This is a genomic window from bacterium (genome assembly GCA_026708015.1).
Taxonomy (GTDB): domain Bacteria; phylum Actinomycetota; class Acidimicrobiia; order Acidimicrobiales; family Bin134; genus Poriferisocius.
In genome coordinates, this window is the sequence record JAPOVT010000003.1 from 132,352 (window position 1) to 150,786 (window position 18,435).

Consider the following 18,435-nt stretch of genomic DNA (forward strand, 5'->3'; position numbering starts at 1 on the left):
TTGCCGTACGCTCCGGGTACGGCTGCGTCGGTGCGCCTTGCGAGGAACGCGCTGCCGTCGCGATCCGCGCAAGCAAATTCGCTGACGGACCACTATCCGTGTCCGGCGGACTCCAGCCAGCGCTCGGCGTCGATGGCTGCCATACAGCCTGACCCCGCCGCGGTAACCGCCTGGCGGTAATAGTCATCCTGCACGTCGCCACAGGCGAAAACCCCCTCGATCTCGGTGCAGCTGGAGTCGGGCTCGGTTACCAAATACCCGTTCTCTTTGCGCTTCAGATGTCCCTCGAACAAGTCGGTATTGGGGCGGTGGCCGATGGCGATGAACAACCCGGTCACGTCGAGCACGGAAGTCTCTCCGGTGACGGTGTTCTGCACTTCGACGCCGGCCAGCTTTTGGTCGCCTTGAATATCGGTTACCACGTTGTTCCACAGAAATTCGATGCGGTCGTTGGCGAACGCCCGGTCTTGCATTATCTTTGAAGCCCGCAATTCGTCTCGTCGGTGTATGACCGTTACTTTCGATGCAAACCGCGTTAAAAAGGTGGCTTCCTCCATGGCGGAATCGCCCCCGCCCACCACGGCGATGTGCTGATCCCGGAAGAAGAAGCCGTCGCAGGTGGCGCAGGTGGACAAGCCGTGGCCGATCAGCCTCTCCTCGGCCTCGAGGCCGAGCATGATCGACTGGGCCCCGGTGGACACGATCACCGCCCAGGCCCGGTAAGTAGGCTCGGAGGCAGTCGGGTCACCGACCCACACGCCGTGGGGTGGGCCCGAAAAATCGACCCGGGTGACCTTGTCGGTGAGCATCTCAGCGCCGAATCGCTGAGCTTGCTCTCGGAACTTGATCATCAGCTCCGGGCCCATCACCCCGTCGGGAAACCCGGGGTAGTTCTCCACGTCGGTGGTGAGCATCAATTGGCCACCGGGCTGGTCGCTGGTGGAGGACGGCTCGCCTTCGATGACCAGGGGAGCAAGGTTGGCTCGGGCCGAGTAGACGGCCGCCGTCAGCCCAGCCGGGCCCGAGCCGACGATGATCACATTGCGGATGCCCTGCTCCGATGTTGAGGAGTTGGTCATGAAGCTCGCCTCGACCAGGCCAAGGCACCAAGTGACACAAACAACAGGCCGAGGATCCCGTGGGCCGCCCAAGCCCTTCCGGTAGCTACCTCTAGTCCTCGCACCGCGGCAATTATGCCCAGCACCAGCACGATGATCAGGGGAAACACCCCAAAAATGAGATAGGCGAACAGTCGGCTGACGTTGATTACCGGCCCGGTGGTCACATCGCGGACCTTGTCCACGGCATTGACGACGGCATCAGCGGCCTGCTCAGGCCAGTCCTCAGACAGCCCTAGCATCGAAGCGGTGGTTGGGTCTTCCTTAGGCTCAGAGGCTTTAGCCATAGAACCTCAGACTACCCCCGAGGTGTGTCATTTCCGATGTTGTGGATGGGGGGCGGGGCTATTCGAGCCAGTCGAAGAAGATGTGCTCATTGTGCAGCGCGCATTCGGGCGGCGGAGTCGACTCTATGAGTTGCAGGTCGCTCTCGGCGAGGTACAGAGAAACCTGGACTTCGAATTCGTCTACCAATGCATCAAATCTGGTCAGGAGTTCACGGCCCTCTACGGGGAACTGGTGAAACAACGGACACCCCATGAGATCGGTATCGGTGGTTTCGTCAAGCCTTTCGGTGTCCTGAGCACCTATGAGTTCTTCGGCGAGTAGCAGCGCGTAGTCGCCAAGTTCGGCCGCGGTTTCAAACACCAAGAGGGCTTCGCCCGATGTCGGTGCGACTTCTAGCTCATCGGCCATCATCGGCTCGGGTTCGCCTGAGTCTTCCGACGGGGAGTCAGCGGCGTAACCGTCGTCCATCGCTGGCGCTGAGGCCGAGTCGTCGTCGCCGGCGAATTCGTCACCCTGCCGTTCAAATATGGTCACACCCACCACCGCAATGGCCGCAATCACCGCAGCGGCCGCCAGAATCACCCTGGCCTGGGGGGGAATGGCCCGCAGCCGCCGCCGGGCCGTATCCATCGAAACCACTGGGGCCCGGTGATTCAGCGCCTGGGCAATCATCTGGTCCCGCACTTCGTCGGAAGGCCCTTCCACTGGTGCGGCCATCAGATCCCGCACCGCCCGGAGTTCCTCCACCAGAGCTTGCATGCGAGCATCGCTCTCCACCAGGGCGGCCTCTTCTGGCGTGGCTTCCCCGTCCAGATAGGCGGAGGCCAACTCGTCCATTTCCTGTGGGGTCAGATCGCCGCGTTCGTCGCTCATGGTTTCTCCCCAGTGTGACGTTGGCCGGGGTCCTCTGGGTTCCCGCTCAGCACTTCGGCCAAGCGTCGGCGCCCGCGGGAAATACGAGATCTCACCGTTCCGGGAGGAATGTCCATCTCCTGGGCAATCTCCTCGTAGCTCATGCCCAGCTGATCGCACAGCACCAGAGGCACTCGGAATGACCCGGGAAGTTGAGCCAGGGCTGATTCAATGTCGAGTCGATCGGCCACCGATTCAGCCACCGGCCGCTCGGCAGCAGCCAAGGGCTGTTCCTCCACCGCGGTCGGCACTGGCCGCCGACCCCGCCGCCGCAATTCGTCCAAACAGGCGTTGACCACCACCCGGTGCATCCAGGTGGTGAACTTGGAGCGCCCATCGAAGCGGTCGATGCGCCGCACCAGGGTGATGAGCGCCTCCTGGGTGGCGTCCAGGACATCGGCTTCGTTGCCGGCCAGCCGTCGGCAGATGGCATAGACCCGGTTGTAGTGCCGACGCAATAGGGCATCGAATGCGGCCTGGTCGCCCTCTTGGGCTTTTTTCACCAGATCTGTGTCGTCAGTCGCGCCCCTGATGCCCTGAGGGTACCCAGCCTCCGACCCTGGCTGGTTGCACTTTGACAAAGACCCGCCGGGAACTAATCCGCCTCGCCTTTCGTCTTAGTTGTCAACGCTCGAAGGGGGAGGACACCCATGTACCGCGTCAACCGCATTTCAACCAGGCCGAAAAACCACATCCGGACCTTCATTTTTTTAGCGCTGCTCAGCATGATGTTCGTGCTGCTCGGTGCCTGCAATGCTGGAAACGACGACGACGCCGGCGCAAGCATGGCTGCACCCGCTGATGACATGGCCGCGCCAGCAATGGTGGAAAGCAGCTCCCCGGATTCGGCGCTCCCAGAATCTCAACCAGCGGAAGAAGCGGCCAGCGAGGAAATCGCGATTGTTCAAACCTCCGGCGACGACGGCGGCTTGGCCGTGCCCACCGCCCTGACTCCCGCCGATCTGGGCCGCGACATTATCTACACCGCCGCGATCTCGGTACAGGCCGATGATGTGGAAGCAGCCAGCCGGGAGGCGGTGGCCATCGTGCAGGGGCTGGGCGGCATTGTGTTCTCCCAGAACACGCGAACCGAACCCACTCCCCGCACCGACATCACCTTCAAGGTGCTGCCCCAAAACTTCTCCACCGCCCTTGAACGGTTATCGGGAGTAGGCAAGCTGGTCGACCAGTCCATCACTTCTGACGACGTGACCGAGATCATCGTCGATCTGAGAAGCCGCATCATCACCGCCGAGGCCAGCGTGGACCGCCTCCGGAACTTCCTTCAAGAGGCCACCGATCTCGAAGACGTGGCCGAACTCGAGCGAGAGCTGCTCGACCGGGAGACCACCCTGGAGCGGCTGCGGGGTCAGTTGCGCACCTTGGAGGACCAGGTTGATCTGGCCACCATCACGCTCACCATCACCCAGTCGCCCACCGTTTTGCCCGACACCGGAATCTTGGTCACCGCCTGGGTGTCCGAAGATGCAGACGACCCGTGCCTGGGCGTGCAGAACATCACCGTGGAGCCCGAGGCCGAGGTCTATCTATGCCTGGAAGTGGAGAACGCCGGCACCTCGGCGCTCACCGATGTGGAGGTGAGCACGCGAAACCTGCGCCTCAACCTGGACAATTTCCGACCCGCCCAGGGCACCTTCAACCGCATCGAGCCCAACGAGCTCATGGCCGCGGTGTTGGAGCTGCCTATCGAAGAGGGCCGACTGGCCGGCCGGGTGGCAACCCGAGGACTGCCCATCGAGCTGGAAGTCACCGCCACCCCGGTCAACTTCGACGGCACCGCCCTTGACGAGGTGTGGGGCGATTCGGTGGTGTGGGTTCGTGTGGACACCGACGATGCCCTGCCCGGGTTCGGCGACTCCGTCTCCGACGGCGCCAGCGGCGTGGTGGCCGTGTTCAGCGTGATCCTGATCGTGGTCGGCGTGCTGCTGCCCTTCCTACCCATCATCGCGGCCATCGCCGCCCTGATCTGGTGGATCCGCCGCCGGCGCAACCGCAAAGCGGAGTCGCCGCCTCCGCTGGCTATCTGAATAACGAACCAGATGACATCAACTGCTCGTAGAGTTCCAGCAGTTCGGGACCGATGAGGTCGTCGGACTCGGGCTGATTGTTTTCCCGCTTCAGCAAGTGCACTAGCTCCGCCATGATCTGGCGCACCTCAGTGGGGTTTTCGGCGGCAGCCATCAGCCGTAGGCGGTAGCACTGTTCGCAGACCCCTATTAGCTGGAGGCTGGTCGAGACCGCCCTCTTGGCGCTGTCGGTATCACCAACCTCCAAGTACCTTTTGGCCAATTCGTGGGCGGCAGTATCCACCAAACAATCGATATGGGTACGCAGTCCGAAGTCAGCCCATCGGAACATGTCGCCGGCACCGCCGGTAAAGGGGGTTCCCCGTACCAAGTCAAGAGCAGATTGAAGCTGTTCTCGACCGCGCTCGCCAACATCCTTGCGGGCGGCGGATATGAGTGCTTCAAACCTGCCGACGTCAGTCCCCACTCCTGCCCGAAGCTGATAAATCCCCTTGGCGCTCACTCTGGGCATATACAAATCACCGTCCTCGTTGGTCCCTAAGGCCTTGCGAGCTCGGCTCACCGTGTTGGCCAGAGTGGACTCAGATGGAGGTTCGTCGGAGGGCCAAATATGGGTTCGCAATTGGTCTCGATCAGCTCCTTCAGGATGAAAGGCCAGATAGGTAACCAGATCCAGGGCTCGGCGGGAAGTAAACGGATGTGCAGCTCCCAACACTTCTATGGTTCCCAGCACCCGGACTTCAATGTCGACAGTCAATAGATCGATTGCGGATGTATCGTGCCTGACTTTGATCGGTTGCGGTTCTGGCGGCACAGTCAGGGCCACTCCCTCAGTGTCTTTGGCTGAAGAGGCCAATTCAGCAAAGGCGGCGATGGCTGCATCGGGCAAACCGTGGGTTTCAAGTTGAAGTCCGATGGGTTGAAGCAGCAGGCCGTGTTCATCGAGTTGTCCCGTCCATGAAGCGCCGTCGAGTCCGTGGGCTACGACGCTGACCGATGAGTCACATGCCTCGAGAAGTTCAATAGCGTCTCCCCGACTCAGTTGGTGGGGGACCAAAGCCACCATTGGATGAGAGAAGTCGCCATTGCCTCCGATTCTGCTGCGGTCGACGGGAGGATGGCTTCCTAGCAGTGCCTGATTCTGACGTTGGTGGCGCTTGACTCGCTCGGTGGCAGAAGCTAGATCGGATACGTGCTCGACCCGTTCCAACACTGTGAGCTCCTGTCCGAACCCCACACACAAGACGGTGAGATCGTCAGCCAAATGGCTGCTGGCCAGCTGCATTGCCATGGCCGCGCAAAGTTCGATGATCGCTTGGTGGTTGCCTTCCAGGTTCAGAGTGGCCATGTGTTCAAGGTTCAGCAGGAACTCGTCGCCGTCTTTCTTGCCCACGGTGGCCAGAGTGGGCAGAGGAGCGGGCACATCATCGGATTCAGCTAGGAGTAGCTCCAGTCCGGGGTCCTTCGGCAGGGTCCAAGTCGTACCGTCTTCTTCGATGTGAAATCCGGGTGGAGCCTCTTCTGGAGAGCTGAGGTGAATCGACACACTGCTTGAGTCCATCGTCACTCCGATGATGCTGGGTGGGGGATTGTCAGCAATTCGAGAAGACATGATCCGCAATGACGCGTCCAAGAAGAGAGCTGCGTCGGGATCGGAAGCAGCCTGCAATTGCTGGTCCAGCTGAACGGCGCCATCCGACGGCGGCACGGGCATTCGACCAGTTGGCAATCGGCGGCGCTGAGTCCGTCGAAGTCGCGCCAGTACCCATCCGAGGCTGCTGGCGAAGACGCCGAGACCACCGACTGCAAACATTGCCTCCCTGTTGAGGGCTGACTGGCGGTCTTTGCTTTCGGAGGGGACGACGGCCACCACGGTTGGTCTTGCCGTGGCGTAGGCCGATACGGGGGCGACATGGTCGACGGTATCCGCCAAGGGCTGGACTTGGAGCGTGGTGTAGCCGATGGTCTCCGGAATGGGTTGGGCCGGAGGCAAAGCCTCAGTCGGCTTGGAATCAACCGCTGGGATCTCGAGCTGCCATCCAGGCAGGATGACTTCTGGGTCTTGAATGATGTTTTGGTTGGAGCTGAAGATGTCAACCCACCTTTCGGGACCATCGAGATGCTGAGCCGCCAATCCCCACAAGGTGTCGCCTTCTTGGACTGTGATAAAGGAATGGTCGAGTTCTGCGGCAGCGACGTCAGCCTTCTGACTCCCCTCGGAATTCTCGGCAATTCTGAATTCGGCGGCACTCGGAGCATGTGAATCAGCGGGCATGACAAGCTCCCAACCTGCTTGAAGTTGGCTTGGGTCTGAAAGCGACCCTCCGTCTGTCTGGGCTTGCCCCTTGTTCAAGACGAACACCTCAGTCCATCTGTTCGGATCTCCCAGGTACCGCTCAGCCACCTGGCGCAGGCTGTCGTTTCGCTCCACGGTGTGGGTGAGGGGTCCTGCATCTGCGGGCTCTGCATCTATCTTGAATGTTGTTGGGGCAAGTAGCTCTTGGTTGTCGGCCGTTGCGATTCCTGGGTGTTGCAATGAGAAGGCGACCAGGAGGGTCGTCCCCATGATTTGGGCTGAAAAGCGCTGAATGAACGAAGGCAAGAGGGCAACTCGAGGGGCAACTCGGCCTCGAAGGTGAGCCCACGCTTCTACCCCCACCCCGGCAAACAAAAGGGACCAGAGAACCCACACTACGACCGAGATTGACTTCCAAATGGTAGAAGGGGGAACGGCGCCTGTCTTGATGGTTGTGACGATGTCCGAGCCCGAGGGGATCCCTTGGGGAAGTGGCCAACCCACTCCAAGGATCAGAAGTATCGGAACGCCAATCAGCAATCCGACCAATAGCACGGCTGACGCCAAACCGCGGACAGTGTCCCCTCGGGGATTTTCATTCAGGTTCATTGGTAATCTCCTCTGTCTATTCCCTGTATGGCACGGGCACTGGCGTGGCCAGTCACCCGACGTGACTCAATGCCGAGCATTGAGAGCACATGCAGTGGCTGGGTCAGCCACACGGTTACGGAGACCGTGTCCCCCCGCACCGAGATCGACCATTCATCGTGCTGGTCGAGAAATTCCGCTGCCGCGATTCGCGCTTGAATTGGGTCAACAGTGATGTTCCCGTCCCTTTGGTAAATGGATTCGGTCGAAATCGCCTGAGCGCTGGCTCTGGCTGCCTCCAGAGCCAAGGAGGAGGCGGCCCGTTTGGCGTCCAAGATTCGGGCGCCGTCGTAAGCCAGTCCTCCCAGCATGACCAACACCGCAGCCAGTACGACAAGAACCACTGTCACCTGCCCCCATTCCCGGTCCCTGGGTGGCCGGACAGGGCCAAGAATCCTTCGGAGGGCGCGCCGGTGCACAGCTAGGAGTCCCCGCTTCGAAACCGGTCCACCACTGAAACGGAGTCGGCGGACACTATTCGGCTGCCGGGCATACCGGGCACGGTCAGATCTGACAGCCTCACCACACACGAGACCTGGATGTGAACTTGCCCTCCTGGTCGAAGGTCAAGCTCTAGGACACGAACCTGGGGCCCGCTATGGCAACCCATTTTCGAGTAATCCAGATTGGCTTCCGCAGTCGTCGTTGCCGCTGCCTGTGCAGTTGAGACTGTCTGGGTTTGTGAGGCAGCTCGAGCCGCGCTGCGAGCCGCGGAAGTCAGCTTGCTCTCTATTACCCCGAGTCGGCCGGCGGCCACGACGAAGAACAGAAGCATGGCCATCATTGGGGTCAGAATCACCAGACCCACCACACTGCTGCCTCGTTCAGCGGCTTCATTTCGCCGCCGACACCACCACAAATCGGTCATCATCTTCGATACTCAGGGACGAAGACCTCTCGGGGTCCCGCTGAAGTGGAAAAAACGGTGGGGCTATAGCCAGGGATCAGCGACTTCACAGTGGCCTGCACGGTCACCGACATCCGCCATGGATTTGCTTGCACAGAGACGTCCACATTGGACAGCAGATTCCCCGCGCTATTTCCAATGACCGAATGCACGGCCGAGTGAACTGCCTCCTCGGTGCCCAATACGCCTTGACCGGCTAGGGCGCCGTCTTGGGCAGCGGCATCAACTAGGGCCTGGGCATGAAACACCAAAGCCGCTTGGACGACTACAAAGATCAAGAGCATGGCAATGGGCACGACCAAGACGGTGGTCGTCACTTCCCCGCGCTCGCATCGCATTCGTAGGTCTGCCCCACCGTTGTTGATCAGCTGATTTTGCTGGTCTGGCCGGAGATGAAGGTGGTGATGACTACTCCAGCAGCCACCGCCGCGGCGACCAAAACCGCGATGATGATTACCGTTGAGGTCACATCTCCTCGTTCGGCCTGCCACGCGTGGCGGACTCGATCCTCGAATTTTGCCGCCGCCGCGTTCAACAGTTCGTAGAGCTTGGTAGTTGCTCTCATCGTCATCTCCTGCCAAGTGTCAGTTGGGGCGAATCAATACGCCGATAGATCCAGGTCTCGCGGCGTGATTCCCAGAGACATTCATGAGCTGAGAATGGCTGCGATTGCCGGATACCCGATAAGTCCCAGAAAACCCGAGAACATGAGAACCACTGGTAGTGACATGTGCTCAGTAGCCTGCTGAGCTTCAGTTTCTGCTTCGCTCAGCGCTCGTTCTCGCAATCCCCGGGCCTTGACGTGCAAGGACGACCGCACTCGGGACCCAGAAGTGCCGGCCAGCATCAGCCATGCCGCCAACTCCTCTAGCTCTGGCGATCCAAGATCTCCACCGAGCCTCGCTAGAGCAGTCCATGGCGGTTCATTCGCCAACTGAGTTTGCCGCAAGGTCTTTTGGATTTCAGCAAATCCCCAAGCAGTGCCCTGATCTGCCGCGTCAGCCAAAGCCCGTTCGATGCCCGAGCCTCCCGACAAGTGGAGACCCACTAAGTCCAAATAGGTGCTGAGGTGATTCCGCAGTTCTCTTCGCCGCTTTCGGGCTCTCTCTCGCAGCGACAAGTCTGGAACGAAAAAGAAGAGACCTCCGGTTGCAACCGATGCCAGGACCACGAGCCCCGGAGAAACCCACGCTCGGGCCAACCAAGTGACGATCCAGACTCCCACGGGCAATCCCATCCCCAGGACCAGCATCCCGAGTTTTGCCAGCGCCAGTGCTTCCGGGCTCTGCCCAACTGCTCGGAGGTCGCGCTCAAGTCGTTGCCCTCGAAATGCCAAACGGCCGAATGCCTGCGCAGCAGCACGGCCTATTCGCTCCCGGCGCGTTTTCGACCGGTTGGTGAGGTCACTTGGTTGACCTAGATCGCTCAGTCGAATGTGCAAGGGCTCACGCGGGGGAAACAGCCCCCACAGGGCGACAGCAAGACCAAGTCCAATCATTGCGCCCATAGCCAGGCCAACGGTCATTGGGAGAATTCGCTGGTTGGGCTTGGGACAACAGGAACTCGATGCACCTCCAGAATTCGGGGCGGGCTGTTGAACCGGCTCATTCTCTCTAGGGCAAACCCTGAGCCGATGAATAGCCCACCGATTACGGCAAGCGCCAACTGCCCTGAGGCGGTATCAAAGGGTGCTAGGTAGGTTCTGCTGAAGCCCACCATGCAAATGCAGAACACAGCCACCACTCCGGCAATCAAGCGGGCGGAAGCAAGTTGGCGAGCTCGGGAGGCTTCGATCCGCAAACGCATTGACACTTCTTGACGAGTGTTCTCAGCGAGTTCGGCCAGCGAATCCTGCAATGAACCCACTTGGTTGGTTGCCGCCAGCCCAAGCGATACCGCAACTGTGTCGGCAACCGCGTGATCCACCTCATCGGCAAATCTTCCCAGGGCAACAGGAAGGGGTTCCCGTTCAGCCCGGGCAGCCAACTGCCTTACAGGAGTCCGTAGTACGGATGGCGCGGATTCTGCGGTGGCCTTCACAGTCTCGATCAATCCCGATGCCGCGCTGATTGTGTCCCTCAGCATCTCCACCCAGGTAGCCAGGGCATTCATACGGTCAATTTCTCGGCTTCGCCTTGCTTTGGCCCGCAGCAGCGTTGGCGAGAGGAAGGCAGCAATGCCCACGACGAAACCGGCGACCAACCATTCGGTTACCACGAATGCTGCTACAAACCCGGCAGTGGCGATGACCAAGCGGGCCGCTAGCGGCATCAGGGATCCTTGAAACCAAGTTCCCAGGCCTCCTCGGCGTGTACTCGGGCTAGACCAGAAGCCGCGCACCCCCATGGTTGCAGTGAATACCCCAGCGCCCAATGCCGCCCCCAGCAGCGCTCCGATCAGCGAGGACATTTGAAATCCTCATGGGCCAACTCCCAATCCGGAGAAGAAAGATCAAGCCCAGCGTTGGCCAATCGGTGCTGGGTGGAGGCTTGCAAGCCGGCGCACGGCCGGGCCATATCCGATCCCTTGGCTGCGAATACCTCGACACTGGTCACATCACCTGACGAAGCACCAGTGACCTCCCGCACTGAATTCACCCGACGCTGGCCGTTGCATGCTCTACTCAGATGGACCACAAAGTCGATGCTCTCCGCGATCATGCGGTTGCTTGCTTCTACCGGGATGTGCTCGGTGGACCGCAGAGCGTAGGTGGCAATTTTGCTGAAAGCCGCTTGGGAGGAGTTGGCGTGAATCGTACACATGGATCCATCGTTTCCCGCCGACAGGGCCGAGAGCATGTCCACCACTTCGGGACCCCTAACCTCGCCCACGATCAACCGATCGGGCGACATGGCCAACGCGTTGCGCACAAGCTGCTGCATGGTGATCTCTCCAGATCCCTCGATGTTGGCCGTGCGGGTTTCCAATTCAATTACGTCACGATGCCGGTCGGGATGGGCGGATAGGCCCAACTCCAATCGATCTTCAATAGTGACCAGTCGCTCATCGGGATCACAGGCATTCAAGAGGGCGCGCAACATCGTCGTCTTGCCTGCGTTGGTACCACCGCACACGATGATGCTCATTCGTGCCCTTACCGCAGCATTCAGGAAGCCCATCAGCGTTTCGTTGAATGTTCCCAGTGCGCAGAGGTCGGCCAACGTGACTTGCTCGTGGCGATGTCGACGAATCGAAACCGACGGACGCTCCGATACCGCCATTACTGCGTTAAGGCGGGATCCGTCGGGCAGTCTCAAGTCCAGAAACGGGTTGGCAATATCGAACCGCCGTTCGTTGCGGCCCAGCCGGGCGGCTGCCCTGCGTATGAGAGCGATCAGCTCATTGTCCGATTCGGCAACCGCTCCAAAGCGACGCTTCTTGCCCCCTGCATAGTGGACCCAAACTGTGTCACAGCCGTTCACGCTCACGTTCTCGACCGATTCGTCAGCTAGCAATCGATCGATGGGCCCGAGTCCGAACAACGTGGACAGAACCTCGTCGGTGATTTGAGACTCTTCAGCTTTGTCGAGTGGAGGCAAGAATGCCCTGGCTCGGTCCGCGGCGATGACGTCAAGCGCCTCAGCGATGAATTGCCTGGCCAGGGCCTTTTGCTCTACCCGATTTCCGAGCCGGCTTGACTCGGCTTGCTCTAGTTCGTGGGTGACCAGGGCAAGCACGCGATCGAGGAGAGCAGATGCCACTATGCCGCTTCTCGACTGCCCGCCGAGGCTTGTAGGCGGAATTGGATTCGGTGTACGAGTTCGGTGAGCGTTCTCCACAACAACAGGCGACGATGGCGCTGGTTGAATGGAAATCCGCCGACAAGTGCCTGAGTAACTCTCGGCTCGTGAGCCATGACACCTAACAGGTCGAGTTGAGATGCCTTTGCCATCTCCGTAGGCGGGTAGGGCCGGTCGCCAATGCAAACCAAAGCGGTTGGGATGTCCTGGGAGAGCACGCTTCGGGCCTGATGGACCAGGGGGACAAGCTGGTCGAATCTCGGTTGAGCGACCAGCACGAGGAGATCGCAGCGTTTGATGAGCTCGGTAGTGGGGGAGTGAAGCCGCACGCGACCCACGTCGACAACCGCGTCGATGTCGTCAAGATGGCCAAGGCCGTCTGCCAATCGCTTTGCTAGATGGGAGAGGACCCGGGTGGTTGTTTCGCCGCATCCCGGAGCAACGAGAGCGGGCAAGTGCCCGGCTAGCGGTTGGCAACTGGCTTGCAGCCGATTGATCGTCAATTCATGTCGAGCGGTTCCCGAAAGCTCCACCAATGAGGGCGCGGAAGCCAACCCGAATCGAGCGGCCAGTACCCCGCCGTCGCCATCAGCTTCCACCAAGACAGCTCGTCGCCCGGTGGTCGGTTCCCATGACTGTCCGAGTCCGACCGACAAGTTGGTCACGCCTGGACTGGCCTTGGCGCTGCCCACCGCGATGATGCTCATGGAACTGCTCCGGCGACCGTTAGCTCTCGGATTGGAGGATTGGCTGCTGTCGAGGATTCCTCGGGCATGAGAATGAGTCGCAGTTCGCGGTTGGCTGCTGAATTGCTGATCCGCACAGCGTCGTCAGCTGGGACCGATAGCGACACAAACAAGGCGTCTTGGCCCGAATCCAGCACTTCGCTTACCTCGGCCACTGTGGCCCGGACTGTTGCAACTGCCGCTCCGGACAAGGGGGACAGATTCGTATGGTTGCGATCTGGTGCCACGTATTGATCGCGTTGTCCGCTGACGGTCACCACTCCGACCGGTTGGCCGGGACCAAGTTGGGCGATCGGGTATTCGCCCGGGTGGAGAACCGCACCGACTATCGCCATATTTCCATCGATTGGCGAACTCGAGGACAAGAGCCCAGGGTGGAGGATTGTCCCTTCGGGAATGGCGGCCCGCACAGTGCGTCCCACCACGGAATGCAAGTCGGCCATTGGCACGAAATCCGCGCCTTGTCCACTGGCCATTTCCACCGCCCGCAGGTCGTCGACCTCAACCGTCGATCCGGTGGGTATGTCTCGACCGGCCACTGCGACCGCGGTGCGATTGCTGAGCGAGGATGCCCACAGGGCAAAGACGATTGCCGCGGTGAGGGTGACGGTCAGCCCGAGTATCACCCAGGGAAGTTGACGCTGACGATCCTCGCTTGCCATCCGCATGGGCTGTTACCGATAAGTCGGGAGGGGAGCCGTCGAGTCGCTCCGATGGCTTCAATCTGCCACACCTCGTTCAGTAAAGCAAGGTGTATTTCAACTAATTCTATGAATTGCTGTTCGGCTGATATTGGCAGATGTGGGGAAGTTGGCGGTAGCGCTCGCCAACATCGAGGCCGTATCCCACGACGAAGTCGGGCGGGATCTCGAAACCCACGTAGCGCAGGTCGAGGTCTTCGTACTGGCGGCCCTTGCGCACCAACAGGGCGCACACTTCCATGCTGGCCGGGTTGCGGGCGGCCAGATTCTTGCGGAGGTAGTTGAGGGTCAGACCGCTGTCAATGATGTCCTCCACCAGAATCACGTCGCGCCCGGCCAGATCGAGGTCGAGGTCTTTGACAATTCGCACCACTCCGCTGGTGCGGGTGGAGCTGCCGTACGACGACACCGCCATGAAGTCGAATTCCACCGGCAGTTCGATGGCCCGGGCCAGATCGGCCATAAACATGAAGGCGCCCTTGAGCACCCCCACCAGCAGGGGAGCACGGCCCTGGTAGTCAGCGGTGATGCGGGTGCCGAGGTCGGCGATGCAGGCGGTCAGCTCATCGTTGGAGATGAGGATTGGGCCGGGATCGCCGTTGCCGCTGTCTGGCGCGGTGGACACGGGGTCAACATAGTGTCGTCTACTTGTTCAGGCCGAGCCGTTGGGAAGATCGGGTGACCCGCCAGCCTCCGCCAATTTCGGTGGATCGAGCTTCATTTCGAACCACGGCCATGACTCGCTTGACGGCGGCGGCGTCAGGCGGGTGGTCGCAGTCGGTCTCGCGCTGGATCCACCGGCGCAATGCCATCTGGGCCAGAGGCTCGGGGGCCTCGGCCAGCGCCTTGGCGTCGGTAGGGTCGATGGGGGAGGCCAACTCGTCGAGCAAGTCGCGCACCCCGCCCGTCAAGCTGGCGCCCCGGGCGATGATGGGCACCACATCGCGTTCGGCGATGTCGCAAAGCAAGGGCAGCAGCTCATGGCGGATGCGGTTGCGGCGATGGGCAGGGTCGAGGTTGGAGGGGTCTTGCACCGGCTCCAGCCCTTGGGCCTCACACAGCGCCTGAGTCTCGCGTCGGCGCAGCCCCAGCAGCGGGCGGCGGGCCGGGTCGATGCCGGCCAAGCCGTCCAATCCTGCTCCCCGCATGAGGTTCAACAGCACCGTCTCGGCCTGGTCGTCGGCGGTGTGGCCGGTGAGCACGCCGGCAGGCAGCACGCCGTAGCGGGCGGCCCGGGCCCGGGCCTCCAGATTGGGTCCGGGGTCGCAGTGGGCGGTGCGGGCCTCGAAGGCCGCCCCCCAGCGGTTTGCGGCCTGGGCCACCACCTCGGCTTCGGTGGCCGAGCCCGGTCGCAGCCCGTGGTCCACATGCCAGGCGGTCACCCCACAGCCCGCTTCTGAGGCCAGCACCAGCAATGCCAGTGAGTCCGGCCCGCCCGACACCGCGCAATCCACCACGGTGCCCGCGGGAGGGAAAGTGCAGCGCGACAGCAGTTCGGGGATTTCGACCGCCGCATGCTCAGGGGCCGGTTCGGAAAAGATCTCCTCGCTCAAACGGCCGCTTCGGCGGGGGTGCCGTTGACCCGATCGATCCATTGTTGGGGGTTGCGGATCTCGGTCATGGTGGGCAGCCGGTCGGACGACTCCCACACCCGGTTCAAGAGCTCGGGCCCGCCCCGGGCCTCCACCGTCTCGATGAACGCCTCGCCGGCGGCGTACTGGTTCAGCTTGGCCTCGATGCCGACGATGCGCTGCACCATCTTGGACACCCCCTTGGCGGAGTTGCGGCGGTGGCGCAGCACGCGGGCGAACCGGCTGGCATCAGGAATGCGGTTGGCGCCGGCCCGGTCCATGGTGATGTCGCCATGGCCCTCGAGCAGGCTCATCATGCCGCCGATTCGATCCAGAACCGCCTTCTGCTCGGGGGTAGCCAGAAGTGCCGGCAGGCCTCCGTCGGCCAGCGGGTCCTCGCCCCGCCGACGGGCGTCCAGCACCTGCTTGGCCACCTGCTTGAAGTGCTCCAAGTCGGGCTCGGCCGCGTCGAGAGCCTCTTGCACCAGGCCCAGGAAATAGGGGCGGAGCCACTCGATGCCGGTGAACTGGGCCCGGTGGGTGGTCTCGTGCAGTGCCAGCCACAGCCGGAACTGGTGGGGGTCGAAGCCGTGCTTGTGCTCGAGGGCCATCACGTTGGGCCCCACGTAGTACACCATGTCCTGGTCTTCGGGCCGGTCGTCCTCGATGATGAGCAGGTCGTACTGGCCCAGTACCCGGGTGGACATCCACCCCAGCACCGCCCCCATCTCGGTGCCGCTTACCCGCTGGGCCACGGGGGCGAACCACGATTGCGACACCCGTTCGGCCATCTTGTCGGTCACCGGGCGCAGCAGCCGCTGGAAGGAGGCCACATTGGCGGCCACCCAACCGGCCCTGGTGGTGACCTGGGCCCGGGCCGCCCCGGACATCGATTTCAAGCCCGTTTCCGCGGCCACCAGTTCCTCGGCCTGGGCGGTCAGCTCGGTCAGCTCGGGGGAGAGGCCGCGGTAGTGGTAGGAGTCGAGAAACGGTTCGTGGCCGCCGACCCTTTTGGCTACCCGTTCAGCCAGACGCCAGTCGACCGGATCGGCTGTAACAACCACCGGCGATTTCCGCCGCTTCTAGTCGGTGTCGTCGGCACTCTGAGATCTGGTTTCCCGCTGGTGCCGACTGTTGTAGCGGGGGGCGACCACCTTGGTGAAGTAGCCGACAATGGTGGCGATCACCAAGGGGACTGTCCCGATTACTAGCAGAAGGGCGATCCACCAGTGCCACACGACGGCGGCGATCAAATCCATGCGCTCACCCTAGTGGTCTGCTTGGGGAGACTCCATGCCGGGCAGCCCGGCCGTGACTGCTCAAAAATCCTGGATGTCCAGGTCGTCGAGCACCACCCGTTGGAGGCTCTCGGTGATGCGGATTTGCAAGGAGGCGGGGGCCGATTCCCGGCAGGCCTGGCTCATGGCCAGCTTGAACTGCACCTCCACATCGAGGATCTGAACGCAGGGAAGGCAGTTGGCCAGTTCGATGCGTACTCGGCTGACGTCCTCCACGCTGGGCTGGCCGTCCAGGGCCTGGGCGATGAGCTGGCGCGAGAGGTCGCATTGATTGGGAACCCCCAAGCAAGGCTCATCCCTCGTCATCGCAGTGCCTCCGATAATCAGATGCCAGCCGGAGCCGGCGCCCGGTCGGGGTCGGGTGGATCCACCCAGCCCCTTGTTCTTCCGAACTCTAACAACCGCTTTTGCAGCGTTTTTCTTCCCCGATGCAGCCTGCTCATGACCGTGCCCATGGGCACGTCCAAGATTTCGGCGATCTCCTTGTAGGCGAAGCCCTCTACATCGGCCAACAGCACGGCGACCCGGTACTCCTCGGGCAACGACTCCAGGGCGTCGATGATCTCCGATTCGGTGATCGTCTCCATCAGCACGTCCTCGGCGCTGGCCCCTAGCGCCGCCTTGGTGTCGCCCCCTAGACGCTGGTGCAGGTAAAGGTCCTCGACTCCGGCCAGGTCCACCGATTGCGGTTTGCGCTGCTTGCTCCGGTAGGAGTTGATGAATGCATTGGTGAGGATTCGGAACAGCCAAGCCCGCAGGTTGGTACCCTGCTGGAAGTTGCCGAATCCCCGGTAGGCCCGCAAGTAGGTCTCCTGCACCAAGTCTTCGGCGTCGGCCGCATTGCGAGTCATCCGCCGGGCCGCCGAATAGAGCTGGTCCATGTAGACCATGGCCTGGTCGGCGAAAGTGGCTTGGTCAGCCATGTTGGGTTCCGCCCACCTGTTCCCGCCACGGGACGTGCTTGTCCACCCGGGGCTCGGGGGGCAAACCGAGCACCCGCTCGGCCATGTTGTTGCGGTGTACCTCGTCGGTGCCGCCGCCGATCGATCCCCAAAACCGGTTCAGCGCCTCGTTGGCCCACACTCCCGTATCGGCATGATCACCAGCCACCCCGTATCCCCCGAGCATCCCCACACCGAGGTTGCCCCGGTCCCGGCGGCTCTCCGACCAGTACACCTTCAGCACCGAGCCGTCGAAGGTGGGTTGACGGCCCTGGCGCACGTCCTCTTGCAGCCGCCGCCCCATCCAGTCCAACAGCTTCTCCTTGGTGTAGGCCTGGGCCAGCTCTTGGCGGACCATTGGGTCTTGGGCCGTGCCCCACCGCCGGGCCAGGGCGATCAGGTTGGCTGTGCTGTCGGCCCGGTCCATTCCGCCACCGATCATGGTGGACTCGTTGGCCAGCACTAACCGGGCCACCGCCCATCCGCTGTTCACCTCGCCGACCACGTTGTCGGCTGGGATCCGCACCTCGCTCAAAAACACCTCGTTGAAGTGGGCCGAACCGTTGATGGTGCGGATGGGACGGGGATCCACGCCGGGGGTGGCCATGTCCAGCAGGAAGAACGTGATCCCCTTGTGCTTGGGGGCGTCGGGATCGGTTCGGGCCAGCAGGATTCCCCAGTCCGACAGGTGGGCTGAGGAATTCCACACCTTCTGTCCGTTCACCACAAACTCGTCTCCGTCCCGTTCGGCCCTGGTCGCCAAGTTGGCCAGATCCGACCCGGCACCGGGCTCGCTGAATAGCTGGCACCACACCTCATCGCCCCGCAGCATGGGCTTCAGATGGCGGGCTTTCTGCTCATCGGTGCCGAAGTGGCCGATGGCCGGCCCGGCCAGGGCAATGCCCGCGGCGAGAAAGCCGCTGGTGACGTCGAACTGGGCGGCCTCTTGCTGGAAGATCTGCCGCTGCCACCGCTCGCCGCCTTGGCCGCCGTGGTCGACGGGCCAGTCGATGGCCGCCCAGCCGCTCTCGTACAGCTCTCGCTGCCACGCCCGGCAGCGGTCCATGTGGGTCCTCTCCGCTTCGGCGTCGGGATGGGTGGTACGAGTCGACCAGCCATCGCCGTCTTCCCGCAGTGGAGCACGGGCTTCCAGCCAGGCCCGCACCTCCGCCCGGAATGCCGCTTGCCTCGGGGAGTCCTGCGAGTGCTCGACCACAATGC

20 protein-coding genes are annotated in these 18,435 nt (G+C 62.0%); 1 reads left to right on the plus strand and 19 read right to left on the minus strand.

Features of this window, described 5'->3' with window-relative positions; translation table 11 throughout:
• Positions 1–92 precede the first annotated feature (92 nt).
• From trxB to OXG30_01175, 4 genes are read right to left on the minus strand one after another with little or no spacing between them, the layout of a single operon-like run.
• Positions 93–1,079, minus strand: a complete 987-nt coding sequence (gene trxB, locus OXG30_01160) for a thioredoxin-disulfide reductase (GenBank protein MCY4133511.1) — start codon at positions 1,077–1,079, stop codon at positions 93–95.
• A complete protein-coding gene (locus tag OXG30_01165; protein ID MCY4133512.1) occupies positions 1,076–1,405 on the minus strand; it encodes a hypothetical protein in 330 nt (109 codons plus the stop codon). Before OXG30_01165 ends, trxB begins: the two co-directional genes overlap by 4 nt.
• 58 nt (positions 1,406–1,463) lie before the next feature.
• Entirely contained in the window at positions 1,464–2,279 is an 816-nt protein-coding gene (locus OXG30_01170) for a hypothetical protein (GenBank protein ID MCY4133513.1), read from the minus strand.
• Entirely contained in the window at positions 2,276–2,821 is a 546-nt protein-coding gene (locus OXG30_01175) for a sigma-70 family RNA polymerase sigma factor (GenBank protein ID MCY4133514.1), read from the minus strand. Before OXG30_01175 ends, OXG30_01170 begins: the two co-directional genes overlap by 4 nt.
• A gap of 222 nt (positions 2,822–3,043) precedes the next feature.
• Here OXG30_01175 and OXG30_01180 point away from each other — a divergent pair, with 222 nt between their 5' ends.
• Positions 3,044–4,366: a DUF4349 domain-containing protein gene (locus tag OXG30_01180; GenBank protein ID MCY4133515.1), complete on the plus strand. Its 1,323-nt coding sequence runs from the start codon at positions 3,044–3,046 to the stop codon at positions 4,364–4,366.
• Here OXG30_01180 and OXG30_01185 read toward each other — a convergent pair.
• The 15 genes from OXG30_01185 to OXG30_01255 form a co-directional block, all read right to left on the minus strand.
• Entirely contained in the window at positions 4,359–6,641 is a 2,283-nt protein-coding gene (locus OXG30_01185) for a LysM peptidoglycan-binding domain-containing protein (GenBank protein ID MCY4133516.1), read from the minus strand. The two genes, OXG30_01180 and OXG30_01185, sit on opposite strands and share 8 nt — an antisense overlap.
• A gap of 626 nt (positions 6,642–7,267) precedes the next feature.
• A complete protein-coding gene (locus tag OXG30_01190) occupies positions 7,268–7,660 on the minus strand; it encodes a hypothetical protein (protein MCY4133517.1) in 393 nt (130 codons plus the stop codon).
• Positions 7,661–8,177: 517 nt separating this feature from the next.
• The gene (locus tag OXG30_01195) at positions 8,178–8,534 is read right to left on the minus strand and encodes a pilus assembly protein (GenBank protein ID MCY4133518.1); all 357 of its coding nucleotides are present in this window, start codon (positions 8,532–8,534) and stop codon (positions 8,178–8,180) included.
• A gap of 47 nt (positions 8,535–8,581) precedes the next feature.
• Positions 8,582–8,782 carry a hypothetical protein gene (locus OXG30_01200; GenBank protein MCY4133519.1) on the minus strand — a complete coding sequence of 67 codons (201 nt, stop codon included), beginning with the start codon at positions 8,780–8,782 and terminating at the stop codon, positions 8,582–8,584.
• A 956-nt stretch (positions 8,783–9,738) separates the two neighbouring features.
• Positions 9,739–10,488, minus strand: a complete 750-nt coding sequence (locus OXG30_01205; GenBank protein ID MCY4133520.1) for a hypothetical protein — start codon at positions 10,486–10,488, stop codon at positions 9,739–9,741.
• Between the two features lie 125 nt (positions 10,489–10,613).
• Complete coding sequence (locus tag OXG30_01210) at positions 10,614–11,918, minus strand: ATPase, T2SS/T4P/T4SS family (protein MCY4133521.1); 1,305 nt, start codon at positions 11,916–11,918, stop codon at positions 10,614–10,616.
• Positions 11,918–12,664, minus strand: a complete 747-nt coding sequence (locus tag OXG30_01215; protein ID MCY4133522.1) for a hypothetical protein — start codon at positions 12,662–12,664, stop codon at positions 11,918–11,920. Before OXG30_01215 ends, OXG30_01210 begins: the two co-directional genes overlap by 1 nt.
• Positions 12,661–13,371 carry an SAF domain-containing protein gene (locus OXG30_01220; GenBank protein ID MCY4133523.1) on the minus strand — a complete coding sequence of 237 codons (711 nt, stop codon included), beginning with the start codon at positions 13,369–13,371 and terminating at the stop codon, positions 12,661–12,663. The genes OXG30_01215 and OXG30_01220 overlap by 4 nt, the downstream gene beginning before the upstream one ends.
• 100 nt (positions 13,372–13,471) lie before the next feature.
• Positions 13,472–14,029, minus strand: a complete 558-nt coding sequence (gene hpt, locus OXG30_01225) for a hypoxanthine phosphoribosyltransferase (GenBank protein MCY4133524.1) — start codon at positions 14,027–14,029, stop codon at positions 13,472–13,474.
• 19 nt (positions 14,030–14,048) lie between these two features.
• Positions 14,049–14,957 carry a tRNA lysidine(34) synthetase TilS gene (gene tilS / locus OXG30_01230; GenBank protein MCY4133525.1) on the minus strand — a complete coding sequence of 303 codons (909 nt, stop codon included), beginning with the start codon at positions 14,955–14,957 and terminating at the stop codon, positions 14,049–14,051.
• Positions 14,954–16,039, minus strand: coding sequence for a zinc-dependent metalloprotease (locus tag OXG30_01235; GenBank protein ID MCY4133526.1), 1,086 nt, complete (start codon positions 16,037–16,039; stop codon positions 14,954–14,956). The genes tilS and OXG30_01235 overlap by 4 nt, the downstream gene beginning before the upstream one ends.
• 18 nt (positions 16,040–16,057) lie before the next feature.
• Positions 16,058–16,234 carry a hypothetical protein gene (locus OXG30_01240; GenBank protein ID MCY4133527.1) on the minus strand — a complete coding sequence of 59 codons (177 nt, stop codon included), beginning with the start codon at positions 16,232–16,234 and terminating at the stop codon, positions 16,058–16,060.
• A gap of 60 nt (positions 16,235–16,294) precedes the next feature.
• Complete coding sequence (locus tag OXG30_01245; GenBank protein ID MCY4133528.1) at positions 16,295–16,579, minus strand: hypothetical protein; 285 nt, start codon at positions 16,577–16,579, stop codon at positions 16,295–16,297.
• A 17-nt stretch (positions 16,580–16,596) separates the two neighbouring features.
• Positions 16,597–17,196 carry a sigma-70 family RNA polymerase sigma factor gene (locus OXG30_01250; protein ID MCY4133529.1) on the minus strand — a complete coding sequence of 200 codons (600 nt, stop codon included), beginning with the start codon at positions 17,194–17,196 and terminating at the stop codon, positions 16,597–16,599.
• Positions 17,189–18,430, minus strand: coding sequence for an acyl-CoA dehydrogenase family protein (locus OXG30_01255; GenBank protein ID MCY4133530.1), 1,242 nt, complete (start codon positions 18,428–18,430; stop codon positions 17,189–17,191). Before OXG30_01255 ends, OXG30_01250 begins: the two co-directional genes overlap by 8 nt.
• Positions 18,431–18,435: the final 5 nt, after the last annotated feature.